Here is a 15,739-nt window from a genome sequence, read left to right on the forward strand (position 1 = left end):
ACACGCGTCGACAGCGGGTACGTACTACCGAATCGGGGCGTCACGCCGCAGTCACCCGTCGAATGGCGGCCCGGATCTGCGCGAGTACCCATCCGGGGCGTTCGGCGAGGTCGTGCCAAGTGAAGCGCAGAACGGTCCAACCGTTGGCGACGAGGACGTTCTGGCGCTCACGATCATGCTGAAAGGCCTCGGCGTCACTGTGGAACGCGAATCCGTCGATCTCGATGGCGATCTTGTGTTCGACCACGGCGAGGTCGAGGATGTAGCCGCATGCCGGGACATTGGTGGCCCAGCCGGAGACGTCCGAAGAACTGAGCACCGCGACGGCCTTTCGCTCGGCCTCGGACCGCGCACCCGCCGACATGGCCGCCAGCATGATGCGTGAGCGCGCTGATCCCCTTCGTCCGCTGTTGCGGTGTTGTGTGTCGACCAGCTCGATCAACGTGACCTGCTCGCGGAGAAGTGCCGAATCCATTACTCGCACAACGATGTCCACGGATGCGTCGAGGACGGTCAGTGGGATCGAGGTCACCGTCAGACCGTCGACGACGGTGAGATCCATCGGGGCAACCGTTCGGTGCCAGACGAGTGCTCCGTCGACTGGCCTGCCATGTCGGCCGTGTGGAGCGATCACGGTGATGGTCGACGACGGCTTGGTGATCAGACCATGCCACCACGCCGCGCAGGACCCGTACAGCGCCGAACCCGGGCCGGCCGACAGGACCGCGATGCGCATGCGCATCCGTGCGTCGAGTTTTCGGTTCGACACCCGATAGACGGATCGCACGACTCTGATCCACTCGCCCGTCGACACCCGACGACGGGCGCCGTCGGAGTCGACGCCACATGCGCCCGCCTGCACCGAGGTGAACACACCATCATGGTCGGCGATCATCGCGCGCAAAGCCGTCTCGTCTGCCATGCATCCATAGACGCAAGAGCTGTTCAGCGCGTTCCACCCAACTGTTCTTGTAGTACGAACACTGCTTCAAAAGCGTGTTCGTACTACAAGAACGCGGGGCGGGGTCAGTTCTTGATCGCCCGCATCGGGCCCGGCGTCCACATACCGCCATGCACGTCGTCGGTGACCTTCAGCTCCGCCTCGACCTGGGGCTTGAGCGGCACCAGTCGCTGCAGGCTGCCCCAGTCCCTGGCCCAGCTGTTGCGCAGGTAGGACGGCAGCACGATGGGGCGCAACTCGTTCTCGACAATTCCCAACGGCCCGCCGTAGTCGCCTGCCATCCACCGACGCGAGTTCACCCGTTCGCCCTCGGCGTCGGGGGTGACCCGCCACATCGGTGTCTCGAGCACTCCGTCGACCGCCGCAGCCGGCCGCTGACACGGGAACGCCAGGGCGACCTCCCAATCCAGGAGCACCGGGTCATCGCTGCCCACCAGCGAATTCAGCGTCACCATCTTGGTCACGCGCGGCGGGGTCATCGCCAGCCACTGCTGGGAGTCCGTCGAGGTGTCGTCGGCGACGATCCGGGTGACCGTGGCCCGCGGGGGCACCTGGTCGAGCGGCACACGCATGTTCCGCCACTCGGGGTCGGTGTCGATGCCCAACGGCACCACCGACGCCACCGTGGAGACGCGGCCGTCCGGCTCCACGCGGCCGAACTCGAGCCTCAGCTTCTGGCCCGGATGGGTGACGGCGAGATGGTCGACGTACTCGACCTTGCCCGCGACCGACATCGTGAGCAGCGGCGCGTCGTCGCTGCGCGCCGGGAGCTGATACCAGTCAGACGTCAGATGTCCTCGGCCGGAAGGCGACCCGTAGCTGCCGAGGACCGGAACCCGACGCTGATCGAGGCCGAACGGCAACCGCACCGACGACCCGTTGACCCCCTGGGTGGCGGTGGTGCCACCGCCGGTGTCGGCGGCGCCCGCCGAGCCACTCGGCTCCTCCTGCGCCGACGTCGGATCCGATTGCGAACGGTCCAGTTCCGTCGAACTCTTGTCCGCATCCGAATCCGCGTCCGACGAGCCGGAATCGCCGTCGCTCTCCAGGTCCGTCGACACCCCGTCGGGGTCGAAACCCGTCATGCCCTGGCCGGCCAGCGCCGCACCGGCCGACGGATTGTTCTGTCCGGCAACATCGGCCGGGTTCAACAGACCCGTGTTGGGGTCGGCCTCCACCATGACGGCATCCGCCAGCGCGCAGGGGTTGCCCCGCAGCGCATCGATGTTGGAACTGGTCCAGGACCAAGAATCCCGCTGTGTCTGAGCCGCCTTGGCGAACGACACGAAGTTGAACAACAGGATCACGGTGGAGATGATCGCCAATGAATAGGTCGGCATCCGCTGGATGATGCTGTGTCCCGAATCTGTCTGTTCTGCAACAGATTCACCGCGCTGCGCGAGTTGATCGTCCCGGTAGTACTGCCAGACGCCGTACAGGGTCAGCAGCACCGCCACCACCAGGATGGGGACGAAGAGCCCCACGCCGGCGACGCTCGGGGTGTCGTCGGCCCAGGGAATGCCGTAACTTCCGACGTACCACCACTGGTTGCGCCCGGCGAAGGCGACCGCGAGCGCGTACGCAGCGGCAGCCGTGATGAATGTCCGGTTGCACCGGCGACGCATCACCGACGGCTGCAGGAACACCGTCGCCGCGGCAGCGAGAACGCCGGTGAGACAGGCGAAGGCACCCATCTGGTGGGTCGCCTTGGTCGGGACGAATGCGAGCACCGCGACTGCACCCGACGTGACCGCGATGAGCCGCCACAGCGGGGCGCTGGGCACGCCCGGCACCCGACGCTTGCTCAGCAGGGTGAGGACGATGATGCCCACCGACAAAATCGTCACGAAGATGCCGACCCGCCGTGCGATGGAGCCGTCCGGGGTCGGGTTCAGCAGGATGTAGTACCGCATCGCCTCGGTCCACCATTCGTTGGTGGGTCCGACGATGCCCTGCACCTTGATGCCCTCACGGATGGCGGCCAGCGACTGGTCGGCGAAGATCTCGAACAGCACCGCCAACCCGGCCGCGAGCACCGGCATGAGCAGAGGCAGCAGGCCATCTCGCCCACGACGACGGCGCAGTCGCCGCAGCAACGGACGCACCGCGGCCAGCAACGGCAGGATGGCGATGGCCCCGGCCGGGTGAATCGTCAGCGTGAAGGCCGCCGCCAGGACGGCAAGGGTCAGTGGGAAGAACCGTCCGGTGGCGATCGACCGCTCGACCAGCACCCAGGTGAGCAGGATTCCGACGCTCAGTGCCGGCTCCACGCGCAATCCGTTGTTGAACGCCAGCCACACGACCAGGAAGCCGAGTGCGGCCGTCCATCGGGCCGCGTTCGACGACCGCACCGCCCGCCCGAGACGTGGCAGTGCGGCACGGCTGATCAGGAACCAGCCCGCCAGAGCGAACAGCAGAGGCAGCACCCGTAGCCACGGAGTCGCCGTACTCACCTGCATCCACAACGCGAGATAGCGATAGTGCCAGCCGAACGGGTCCTGGGGCGCACCGAAATAGCGGTAGTAGTTGTCCAGATAGCCCGCACCGGGCGCGACGCGTCCCACGGTGACCTGGTAGCCGTCGTCGGCGGTGTTACCACCCACGAACAGCCACACCACCAGCACACCCGTGACCACCACGTCGAGCGGCTTGATTCGCCACCAGCGATCTCTGCCCGCGCGGACCATGCGCCGCAGCCGCCGTCCGTCGCGTGCGTCGAGCACGGCCAGCGCGATCATCGAGACGATCGTGGAGATCACACCGAGGATGAGCAGCGCGCCCTTGAAGGTCGTCGGACTGGAGATGAATCGCGTGTCGATCGTCGATCGGTACGAGAGGCCTTCTGTGGAGGCGTCTTTCGGGAGATCGGTGTACACACCGATGATCTGCGGGCGCGCGTTCGGGTCGTCGAGGCGGAAACTCTGGGCACCGGCATCGGGGTCGACGCCCTCGACCTCGCCCCGGCTACCAGACGTGTCGGCGTGGATGACCACCCGGCATTGCGGGTTCTGCTGCGCGTCGGCGCGGGGTACGTTCAGCAGCACCGCGTTTCGCTGGGTCACCAGCAGCCGGTCGTGGGTGGCGCGGACGAACAGGCCGACGGTGCCGGCCTCCGCACCGTTCTCGGGCACCGTCGACAGCAGCACGCCACCCGACGAGGGCAGGTCGGCCGCCAGTCGGCACGGCACCGTGATGTCCATGGACACCGGCGCATACGACACGTTGGGCGCCGCAACATTCTCCACGACAGGTTTGCTCGGCTGCGGCCATTGCAACTCGGTCTTGGTGTAGGTCACCGGCAGGAAGGGCGCCGCGATGGCGAGCAGCACGCCGAGCGCACCCGCCACGACCGCGACGATCTTCGCGATCCTGATGGTCCTGCTGTCCGGCGCGAAGCGCATCGGCCGCGCTGCCTTCTCCTGTGACGTCGGCTCAGTCATTCTGCGGCACCACCCTGATCGATCCCGGTCGAGTCCATCCCCAGGCCGTCTCGGTGCCCGTGTCCACCTGCGCAGGGGTTGCATCCGACACCAGCGGCGACAACCGTTGCAACCCACCCCAATCGCGGTACCAGTCGTTGTCCAGGTACGTGGCCACCGTCGTCGCCCGGGTCAGTGCCTCCGGTGTGGTGAGGATGCCACCGTTGACCGAGGCCTGCCATGTCTTCGACTTGGAGTTGGTGGTCGTCTGGTCCGGGACGATGCGCCACTTGGGCACTTCGCTCACACCGTCGTGCGTGCTCATCGGGTGCTGGCACGGGAACTGGCTGCCTACCGACAGATCCAGCAGCACCGGCGTCCGGGACCCGACGACGTCCTGCAGAGTGTGCAGTTCCGGCGCCCGGGGCGGCGTGAACGCCAACCACTGATCCGGACTGACGTTGTCGTCCACCGCGACGATCCGCATGGCCGTCGCGCCCGCAGGGACCGCCGTCATCGGGATACGCAGGTTCCGCCACGGTCGATTCGGGCGTCCGGGACCCGGATCGATGGGGGTGTACGCCTTCCCCACCTGCTGGAAATCGCCGCCGTCGCCGGTCCGGCCGAACTGCACCTGCAATGACCGCCCGGCCTGGGCCACGCCGTCCTGGTCGACCGAGAACACCGGGCCGGCCGCGGTGATCACCAGCAGCGGCGAGGCGTCGCGGGCCGGCAGCCGGTACCAGCCGGAAGTCAGGTCGGCGGTGCCGTTGTCGTGTCCGTAGCTGCCCAGGACCGGGGTGGTCTTCGGGTCGAGGCCGAACGGCAGCGCCGCCGACGACCCGTTGATCGTCTTCGGCCCGGTACCGCCGGTGGTGCCGGGCGGTCCGCCGGTGACGACGAACGGACGCGACAGGTCACCGGAGGTGTTGATGGTGCCCGCGCCCAGCGACGTCGGGTCGGGCAGCAGGTCGCCGGCGACGCCGTACGGGGTGAACCCGGCGGATTCGCCTGCGAGCGCCCGGGAGATGTCGCGGGTACCGACCGGCGACAGCGCGCCACGGTTCGGATTCTGTTCCAGGAGGACCTGATCGGCCATCCCACACGGATCGCCCGCGAGCGCGCGGGTGTTCGCGTGGAAGGTGGTGTACGTGTCCGACCGGTCCACGGCAGCCTTGGCGAACAGGCCCATCTCGCCGACCACCACGAGCGTGGCGATCACCAGCATCGGCGCCGACGCCACGGCGATCTGCGTGCGCGACAGGCGGGTCCGGTCTCCGCGGACCTTTCCGCGCTCGGCGTCGACGTCGATGCGCAGGTGGTACCAGATCGCCACCACGAGCGCCAGGACGGTGAGCACGAGGAACACCGAAGAGAGCGGCTTCCCCGCGACCACCGGGGCCTTGTCGAACCACGAGATGCCGAAGTCGTAGCCCCAGCCCCACGCGTTCTTGCCCGCGACCGAGACGGCGCAGGCGAAGAGCAGCACCGCGATGTACATCCACAGATTGCGGGGCGACCGCCGCGCCGATTGTGCGACGGCGACCGTCGCCACCGCGGCCATCGCCGCACCGACACCCGCATAGATCCCGAACTGGATGGTCCACTTGGTGGGCGTGAACGACAACAGCAGCACCGTCAGCAGGATCGAGCCGACGAGTCGCCACACCGGACCGGGGTCGACACCGCGGATGTGTTTGCGCCGCAACATCACCGCCAGCGTCACGAACAGCGCGGCAACGAGCAGGAGCAGCGGCACTCGTCGCACCAGCGACCCGTCCTGGGTGGTCAGGGAGAGGTAGTAGAAGCGCAGGAGTTCCTGATACCAGGCCAACGTCGGGCCCACGGTGTACCGAAGACGAACCGCCTCGGCCACGTTGGCGAGCGTCTGGTCGCGGAAGACGACGATGACGACCACCGCGAACGCCCCGGCGATCGGCGCCAGCAACGGGAGCATCCCGTTCTCACGACGACGGGAACGGATGGTGCGCAACATCGGTCGCGAACCGGCGATGAGCATGGCGAGTGCGATGACGCCGTGCGGGGCCACCGCCAGGGTGAGGCCCGCGGCCAGCGCGGCTCCCGCCGCCGGCAGCATCCGGCGCGTGGCGACCGCCTGCTCGACCCCCCACCAGGTGAGCAACGATCCCAGCACGATGATGCCCTCGCTGCGCAGCCCGCTGCACAGGGGCATCCAGAAGGCCACGAACACCGCGGCGGCGGTGAACATCGCCCACTGTGAACGGCGCACCGCACCACCGAGCCGCGGCAGCAGGACCCGGCTCAGCACGAACCAGCTGACCAGTCCCGCCACCAGGGCCGGCAGTCGCATCCAGACTCCGGCCGTCGACACGGTCGACCAGTGGGCGAGGAAGCTGTAGTACCAGTCGAACGGCGCCTCCGGGATCCCGAAGAAGCGATAGTAGTTCGCGAGGTATCCGGCGTCGTGCGCCGTGCGACCCATGTTCAGGATGTAGCCGTCGTCGGACGATCCGGCACCCAGGAAATGCCACACGACGAGCGCTGCGGTCACCGCGATGTCCGCAGCGCGCGGCGCCAGCAGCCGACGCACGTCGAGGCGTCCGATCCGGCGGTGATAACCGTTTCGCACGTCGAGGATCGCGATCGCGATGAAGGCCATGGCCGCGGCGATCAGTCCGATGATCATCACGATGAGCTTGAGCACCGACGCTCCGGTGTCGAAGCGGTTGTCGATCTTCACATGGACTGCCAGCCGGTCTGCGGACGGGCCCTGATCGGCGGCCTGGCGGACGGCGGCCGGTTCGAGTCCGGTGAAGACCCCCGACACCTGTGGGCGGTCGCCCGGGTCACCCGCCACCGCCGGACCGAGTCCGACGAAATGCGCTTCGACCGCCGACGACGATGCCCGCACCGTCAGCCGGTCGCAGCGCGCCAGGTCGGCCCGATCGGCACGGACCAGTTCCTGACCGCGCATCGACACCGAGACCGCCTGTCGGTCCGCGGTCACGAACAGGGCCTTGTTGGACGCGTTGCGCCCCGCAGACGGCATGGTGGAGACCACCACGGTCGTCTCGTCGGCCGGGGTCTGTGCCAGGGCGCGACATCCGACGGTGACATCGAGGTCTGCAGCCGTCTGGGCGACCAGCGGGGCGGTCACCGACGCACTGGTGCCGGTGGTCTCCTGGGGCCAGTCGATGGACGCGGTGTGCTGGGTGACCGGCAGCAATGGCGTCAGCACGGCAGCTACGATCGCGACAAGTCCGGACACGATGGCGATCGCGGCCCAGACATGTGTGGGCGCTCGTCGGGAAGAGGCAGTCATCAGACGGTGACCCTAGTTCACCGGAAAAAACCTGTTGTAGCGCAGTCCGGGTCTGGCTAGGTCCTCTCAGGGAAGTCCCATAACATCAGACATCGTGCCTGTGACAGCCTCGACCGCTGCGTCCGACGCCGCGCCGCCGACATCCAGGGTGTCTGTGGGCACCGCCCGCACGGTCGCCGTCGTTGCAGGCATCATCGGCATCGTCCTGTGCGCGATCACGCCATTTCTCCCGGTCAAGGCCACCGATGCCGCATTCGACTGGCCGTCCGGGCAGAGCCTGTCGGCCGAATCGGCCGATGTCGTCGCACCGTTGATCGCCCAGACGCCCCAGACCCTCGACGCCCGGATCCCGTGCGGCGTGTTGTCCGGATTGCCGGCGAGCGGCGGCCTGGTGTTCGCCACGATGCCGACCGACGCACCCAAGAGCAGGTCGTCGGCGCTCTATGTCACCGCGAGCCGGGACGCGGTGACGGTCGGTTTCCGCAACACCGTGGCGGCCAGCGCACCGCGCGACCAGCTCTCCGGGTGTTCGGAGCTGCACATCTGGTCGACACCGACCGGGCCGGGCGCGCAGTTCGTCGGCCTCGGCGAGTCGACCGTCCTGCCCCCGGACAAGCGTCCCCAGGTCGACGGCATCTTCACCGGCCTGGACACCCGGCAGGTGCAGGCGGCCGCGCGCGCGGGCCTCCGCGTGCACGTCCAGATCGACAACCGCTACGTCAGCTCACCCACGGTGCTCAAGCTGATCGTCATGGTGCTGGCGGTGATCGCCGTCCTCGTCGCACTGGTGGCGCTGTACCTCCTCGACCGGGCACACGGTCATCACCGGCGAATCGGGAGGCGCGCCGACGCCGGGATCGGCCCGAACCGTCTCGGCTCCTGGTGGCGCAGCCTGGTCCCGCGAAGCTCCGACGTCGCAGTCACCGTCGTCCTGCTGATCTGGGCGCTGCTGGGGGCCGGCACGGCCGACGACGGCTACATCCTGAACATGGGCCGGACGGCCGACGCCTCGGGCTACCTGGCCAACTACTACCGCTGGTACGGGATACCCGAGGCGCCGTTCGACTGGTATTACAGCTTCCTGGCCCACTGGTCGGCGATCTCGCCCACGATCCTGTGGATGCACCTGCCGTCGTTGGCCGCGGGCCTCGTCTCCTGGTTCGTCCTGAGTCGAGTGCTGCTGCCGCGGCTGGGTGCGGGCGTCCGCCGCAGCGGCTGGGCCGTGTGGGCCGCGGCACTGGTGTTCATCGCGTTCTGGCTGCCGTTCAACAGCGGCCTGCGGAGCGAACCGATCATCGTGCTCGGTTCGCTGCTCACCTGGTGGGCGGTGGAGCAGGCGATCGCCACCCGCCGCCTGTTCCCGGCGGCCCTCGGTGCGATCGCCGCGGGCTTCACCCTCGCACTCGCCCCGCAAGGCGTCATCGCGGTGGCGATCCTGCTGGTGGCGGCGCGGCCGTTGCTGCACATCCTCCTCGAACGACGGCGCGAGTCGGGCACGCTCGCACTCATCGCACCGATGACCGCGGCCGGCCTGCTGGTGCTGATCGTGGTGTTCCGCGATCAGACGCTGGCCACCGTCCTCGAGGCGATGAAGGTCCGGTATCAGGTCGGGCCGGTGATCAGTTGGCATCAAGAGTTCCTGCGCTACTACTTCATCTCGGTCACTACCGACGACGGCGCGCTGACGCGACGGGTACCGGTTCTGCTCCTGCTGGCCGGACTCATCGTCACCGTCGCGGTGATGCTGCGCCGCAACAAGATCCGTGCCGTCGACCCGGGACCGACCTGGCGACTCATCGGTTCGATCGGCGTCACGATGCTCCTGCTGGCCTTCACGCCGACCAAATGGACCATCCAATTCGGCATCTTCGCGGGACTCGCCGCCGCGATCGCCGCGACCGCCACCCTTGCGGTGGCCCAATCGGCGGCCCGGTCCGCGCGGAACCTGACGGTGTTCGTCTCCGGGTTGTTCTTCGCGCTCGCCGCTGCCATGGCCGGTTACAACGCCTGGCCGTTCGCCTACGAATACGGGATCTCCTGGTTCGACCGTGCGCCGGTGCTCGCCGGCCGGCCCTTGTCCACCCTGTTCCTCGTCCTGGCCGTGATCACCGCGGTGATCGCGGTCTGGCAGCACCTCCGACTGGACTATGTCGAGAACAAAGGGCTGGCCCACGCCGACGACGGTGCGGGCGAGACCACGGCCGATCGGCGCCGACTGTTCCTGGCGTCGTCGCCGATCGCGATCATCGCCGGCCTGATGGTGGTGGCCGAGCTGCTGGTGTTCGCGAAGGCCGCCGTGACCCGATATCCGGCCGAAACGGTGTTCTCCGAGAACGTGGACGCGCTGCGCGGCAACAGTTGCGGCATGGCCGACGAGGTCCTCGTCGAGTCCGACCCGAACGCCGGGATGCTGGCTCCCGCCGGCAATGCATCGGTGTCCGCGGCACTGGGCGGGACCGATCCCGTCGGTTTCACCCCGGACGGTGTCCCGGACGACCTCACACCCGACCCCGGCAACCAGCGCCCAGGTCAGATGAATGTGTCGGCGAGTGTCGCCAAACCCTTCGTCATCACTGGTGGGCTCGGCGCGGGCACCACCGGTGGCACCGGCCCCCGCACGGTCAACGGGTCGACGGTGGCACTCCCCTACGGGCTCGATCCGTCGACGACCCCGGTCCTGGGCAGCTATGGCTACTCGGGCGAGGCACACCTGACAACCGGCTGGTACCAACTGCCCGCCGTGCGGGCCACGTCACCGCTGCTGGTGTTCAGTACAGCGGGCGCCGTCTCGACGATCGACACCTTCGGCGTCCGCAACTTCGGCCAGAAGCTCGTCGTCCAGTTCGGACGTCCCGGCGCGGATGGTTCGTTCACCCAGATCGGACCGGACGTGCTGCCGATCGATCCGGGCCCGGTCATCACCAACCGGCCCTGGCGCAACCTTCGGGTGCCGATGAGTGCGGCGCCGCCCGCCGCCACCGTGATGCGGCTGTCATTGCTGGACAACAACCTCGGACCGAGTCAGTTCATCGGCATCACCCCGCCCAGGGCGCCGCGATTGCGGTCACTCCAGGACGTCGTCGGATCACAGTCCCCGACGCTGATCGACTTCACCGTCGGTGCGCACTTCCCATGCCAGCGACCACTGCGGGTGACCAACGGCGTCGCCGAGGTCCCTCGGTGGCGCATCCTCCCCGACTACCCACTTGCCAACTCCCAGTCCAAGACCTGGCAGTCCGGCGCCGACGGAGGACTGTTGTCGATCTCGGAGTCGACCACCTCGGCGCAGGCCGTCCCGACATATCTCAAGGACGACTGGGCACGTGAATGGGGAGCTCTGGAGCGACTGACACCACTTGCCGAGAACGCCGGGACAGCGCAGGTGAACACTTCTCAGACGACACAGTGGGGCTGGTCACGCGCCGGTTCGATCAGGGTGGAGCCACAATCAGATGACGAGTGAGACAGCGACACCCCCAACGGAGCCGCGCACCCGCGATCACCGCACCGCGAAGATCGTCGCGGTGGTGGCAGGCGTGCTCGGCTTTCTGGCGGCCATCCTCACCCCGCTGCTGCCGGTGAATCAGTCCACCGCCGAACTGAATTGGCCGCAGGGCGACACCGTGGGCAGTGTCGCGGCGCCACTCGTCTCGTACGTCCCGATCGACATGGACGTCACGGTCCCGTGCTCGCTGGCCGCGCAGTTGCCGCGAGAGGGTGGGCTGCTGCTGTCGACGATCCCGGAGGGCGGCAAGGATGCCGGCGCCCGCGCGTTGATGATCCGGGCGACGAGTGACGCGCTCACCGTGACCGATCGCGACGTGGTGATCCTCAACACCGACCGCGCCGGGGCCCAGTCGAATCCCGACTGCCGGATCAGCTTCCACGCCGACGGCTCCGGTGTCTCGGCCAGATTCGAGAACGCTCCGGGCGATGGTCTGCACACATTCTCGGTCGCCGATCAGGAGATGCGACCCCAGATCGTCGGCATGTACACCGATCTGCCCGCTTCGGCGCCACGGGACGGTCTGTCGGCGCACGCGACGATCGACACCCGTTATGTCAGCACGCCGTCGGCGCTGAAGCTGGCGGTCATCGTCATCGGCATCATCATGACGATCCTGTCGCTGATCGCCCTCGGCATTCTCGATCGCCGGGATGGCCGGGGACACAAGCGGTTCCTGCCGACAGGGTGGTTCACGATCCGTGGCCCCGACGTCGCCGTGTTCCTCATCCTGGCCTTTTGGTGGTTCGCCGGGGCCAACACCTCCGACGACGGGTACAACTTCACCGTCGGCCGGATCACCGGAGATGCGGGCTACGCGGACAACTACTTCCGTTACTTCGGCGTGCCGCAGGACCCGTTCGGCTGGCACTTCCAGGTCATCGCCGCGATGACCCACGTGAGCCTCGCCGCACCGTGGATGCGCCTGCCCGCCTTCTTGCTCGGCTTGCTCGGCTGGTGGCTCATCAGCCGCGAGGTGATCCCGCGCCTCGGTCGCGCGGTCCGCAACAGCACGCCTGCGGTGTGGTCGGCCGCCTTTGTCTTCCTCGCCATCTGGCTGCCCTACAACAACGGTCTGCGCCCGGAGCCCGCCGAAGCCGTCGGCGCGCTCCTGACGTGGTGCTGTGTGGAGCGGGCGATCGCGACCCGCCGGATGCTGCCCTACGCCATCGCCGTCGTGGTGGCGGCCTTCACGCTCGCACTCGCACCCGGCGGCCTGATGGCCGTCGCCGCACTCCTCGCCGGCATCCGTCCGGTGGTCAAGACGCTGGTGACGCGACGCAAGCGCGACGGCCTGCTGCCCATGCTCGCCCCGGTCCTCGCGGCAGGTACGGCGGTGCTCTATCAGATCTTCTACGACCAACCGTTGATGCCGCTGATCGTCGGCAACAAGGTCGCCACCGACGTGGGCCCGACGCTGGAATGGTGGCAGGAACCCGTCCGGTACTACTACCTCATCCTGCCCACCGCCGACGGCACGCTCGCACGCCGGTTCGGCGTGCTGGTCATGATCCTCTGCCTGGTGGTGGTGCTGCTCCGCCTGTTGCGTCGCGTTCATCCGAACGGGGTTGCCCGAGCACCGATCTGGCGTCTCATCGCGGTGATCCTGGGCACCATGTTCTTGATCGCGTTCACCCCCACCAAGTGGACCCATCACTTCGGCGTCTACGCGGGGATCGCGGCCGGCCTGGCCGCCGCCGCGGGCGCGATGATGGCCCCGGCCATCTTGCGGTCACGACGCAACCGGACCTTCTTCGCCGCCGCGGTCCTGGCGGTGACTGCGATCTCGTTCGCCGGCACCAACGGCTGGTGGTTCGTCGGCAGCTACGGCATCCCCTGGTGGGACCGGCCACCGTCGATCGCCGGGATCAAGCTGGGCTGGTTGATCCTGGTGGTCGCGGTGATCACCGCGCTCGCGGGCCTGTGGTTCCATTTCCGCGACGACTACGTCGACGACAAGACCCGGACACGTGGCGGTGACAGCTGGCCGTCGAAGCTGAAGTTCTCACCCCTGCCGGTGATCTCGGGCCTCGTCGTGATCTTCATGGTGTTGTCGTTCGCCAAGGGCGGGTACGAGCAGCGCGACAGTTGGTCCTGGATGAAGTCGAACGCGCGGGCGATGACGGGCAACGAGTGCGCTCTCGCGAACGACGTCCTGGTGGAACAGGATCCGAACACCGGCCTGTTGTCACCGGCACCGGTCGACGGCGCTGCTGCGCCGAACATCTCGGCGGCACTGGCGGGTTCCGGCAACGGCAGGCCCGATCCGGACGGCTTCACATCGAACGGCGTGCCGAACCGACTGTCCATCGATTCGACCGAGGAGCAGGACTCGGCGACCTCGACGGCGCAGAACACCGCCCAGTCGGGCGCGGGCTCCGACGAATCCACGCAGACCACCGAATCCGCACAGGGCGGAACCGAAGGCGGGCAGGGAGCGCGCGGCGTCAACGGTTCGACCGTGCGACTCCCGTTCGGACTCGACCCGGCGAACACCCCCGTACTCGGCTCGTATGGCTCCCAGAGCGGGACCGGGTCGCTGACCACCGACTGGTATTCGCTTCCCGAGCGCAACGCGAACGCGCCGCTGCTCACCATCGCGGCGGCCGGATCAGTGCAGGCCGTCGACGGGTTGGGCGTGCAGCACAGCGGCCAGCAGGTCACCGTCCAGTTCGGCCGGACCGGGGCCGACGGTCGTGTCACACCGGTCGGCGTGATGTCGCCCATCGACATCGGCGAGGTGCCCACCTGGCGGAACCTGCGGTATCCGCTCGCCGACGCCCCGCCGCGTGCCGACGTGGTGCGGGTGGAGGTGCGTGACACCGCCGGTGCGCCGTCGGAGTGGGTGGCGATCACGCCGCCTCGGGTGACCGAACTGCGCACCCTCAACGACGTCGTCGGGACCACCGACCCCGTGTTCATCGACTGGCTGCCCGGCATGGTCTTCCCGTGCCAGCAGCCGATGAAGGTGCGCGACGGTGTCCTCGAGGTGCCGAAGTGGCGGATCATGCCCGACGCCGAGGCCACCCGGAAGAACAGCCAGACGTGGATGTCCGGCAAGGCAGGCGGTCCGCTGGGCATCACCGAGGCCATGCTGACCCCGACGTTGCTGCCGACCTATCTCCGCAACAACTGGGGGCGGGATTGGGGTGGCCTGCAGAGGTTCACCGAGATCGATCCGGCACCACCTGCACAGCTGGAGCTCGGGACCGCGCGGCATTCCGGGCTCTACAATCCCGCACCCATGCGGTCGAGCGGGTACTGATCACGGTCGAGTAGCCGCGTGAACCAGCGCCAACCCCTCGCCGGTCGAATAGACCACGACAAACGAACACCAACCCCCGCTGGTCGAGTAGACCACGACAAACGAACACCAACCCCCGCTGGTCGAGTAGACCACGACAAACGAACACCACCCCCCGCTGGTCGAGTAGACCGCGAGGAACGAGCGGACGTATCGAGACCACTCCACACCAGGGATCTCGATACGCAGGCTCGCTCCACTCACCGGCTACTCGACCAGCGGCGGGGCCCACCGGCTACTCGGTCGGCGAGGGTCGAGTCGATCAGCGAGGCAGCGGCTCACGCCGAATCCGCACTCCGGCCGGACTCCGGCGTTAACCTGACGGCATGGATCGTGGCCCGGACACGTACCAGCACGCGCACGTCGCCGACGTCAGGCCCGCGCGGGGGCGGCGTCGTGTCCGACGGACCGGCGACCTGGTCACCGGGCTCGGCCCGACGATCGCCGGGGCCAACGTGATCATGCAACTGGCGAATCCGAAGGTCGGCCACGGTGTGGTGGAGAGTCGTGTCGACTCCGGTAGCGCGGTGAAGCATCCGATCAAACGCAGCCGGACCACCGGGACCTTCCTGGCAGTCGCACTGATGGGGGACGACGAGGACCGGGCTTTTGTCGGCACCGAGCTGAGACGAATCCACGACCTCGTCTACTCGACAGCAGAGAGCCCCGTCCACTACAGCGCCAACGACTCCCGACTCCAGCTCTGGGTGGCGGTGTGCTTGGTGAAGTACTTCCTCGATCAGTACGAACTCCTCCACGGGCCACTGACTCCAGCCGAGAAAGATCGGGTCGTCGACGATTCCCGGTGGCTCGGCACCACCCTCAACGTGACCGCGGAGCAGTGGCCGGAAAGCTACGCAGACCTACAGGAGTATTGGCGCGGTCAGCTCGACGACATGACCATCGACCCACCGGTACGCGCACTGCTGCAACAACTCTCGGATCTATCATTCCTGGAGGAGCGGATCGGACCGGCGGGCACGATGGCGCACAAGGTACTCGGCCGCCCCATGAGTTACCTCATCAGAGCGGCACTGCCGCCCGAGTTCCGCACCATGATGCACTGGCGATGGAGTCCCGAGGACGAAGCGGCCTACGACCGAACCCTGCGGGTCGCCCGCCTGGTCGAGCCGGCGACCGGGCGGGTCGCGCGAGGTCTGCTGCAGGCGTACCTCTACGACATGCGTCTCCGGCGGCGGTTGGGGATCAAGGTCTTCTGAGTCGGCGTGCCCACTAAGGCAATCGT

General features: G+C 67.9%; 6 protein-coding genes. 3 read left to right on the forward strand and 3 right to left on the reverse strand.

Features of this window, described 5'->3' with window-relative positions; translation table 11 throughout:
- Positions 1-40: 40 nt before the first annotated feature.
- From ACPXCG_RS16285 to ACPXCG_RS16295, 3 genes are all read right to left on the reverse strand, one after another.
- Positions 41-922 (reverse strand): DUF559 domain-containing protein, encoded by an 882-nt coding sequence (locus ACPXCG_RS16285; protein ID WP_425793016.1) that lies wholly within the window; start codon positions 920-922, stop codon positions 41-43.
- 104 nt (positions 923-1,026) lie between these two features.
- Complete coding sequence (locus ACPXCG_RS16290) at positions 1,027-4,401, reverse strand: arabinosyltransferase domain-containing protein (RefSeq protein WP_425793017.1); 3,375 nt, start codon at positions 4,399-4,401, stop codon at positions 1,027-1,029.
- A complete protein-coding gene (locus ACPXCG_RS16295; RefSeq protein ID WP_425793018.1) occupies positions 4,394-7,684 on the reverse strand; it encodes an arabinosyltransferase domain-containing protein in 3,291 nt (1,096 codons plus the stop codon). Before ACPXCG_RS16295 ends, ACPXCG_RS16290 begins: the two co-directional genes overlap by 8 nt.
- 94 nt (positions 7,685-7,778) lie before the next feature.
- On the opposite strand from ACPXCG_RS16295, the gene ACPXCG_RS16300 reads away from it, so the two are divergent.
- The 3 genes from ACPXCG_RS16300 (at position 7,779) to ACPXCG_RS16310 (ending at position 15,713) form a co-directional block, all read left to right on the forward strand.
- Positions 7,779-11,147 (forward strand): arabinosyltransferase domain-containing protein, encoded by a 3,369-nt coding sequence (locus ACPXCG_RS16300; protein WP_425793019.1) that lies wholly within the window; start codon positions 7,779-7,781, stop codon positions 11,145-11,147.
- The gene (locus tag ACPXCG_RS16305; RefSeq protein WP_425793020.1) at positions 11,137-14,454 is read left to right on the forward strand and encodes an arabinosyltransferase domain-containing protein; all 3,318 of its coding nucleotides are present in this window, start codon (positions 11,137-11,139) and stop codon (positions 14,452-14,454) included. The genes ACPXCG_RS16300 and ACPXCG_RS16305 overlap by 11 nt, the downstream gene beginning before the upstream one ends.
- A 365-nt stretch (positions 14,455-14,819) precedes the next feature.
- Positions 14,820-15,713 carry an oxygenase MpaB family protein gene (locus tag ACPXCG_RS16310; RefSeq protein ID WP_425793021.1) on the forward strand — a complete coding sequence of 298 codons (894 nt, stop codon included), beginning with the start codon at positions 14,820-14,822 and terminating at the stop codon, positions 15,711-15,713.
- Positions 15,714-15,739 lie beyond the last annotated feature (26 nt).

This window comes from Gordonia sp. DT218, from assembly GCF_049847105.1.
In the GTDB taxonomy this organism is placed as follows: Bacteria; Actinomycetota; Actinomycetes; order Mycobacteriales; family Mycobacteriaceae; genus Gordonia.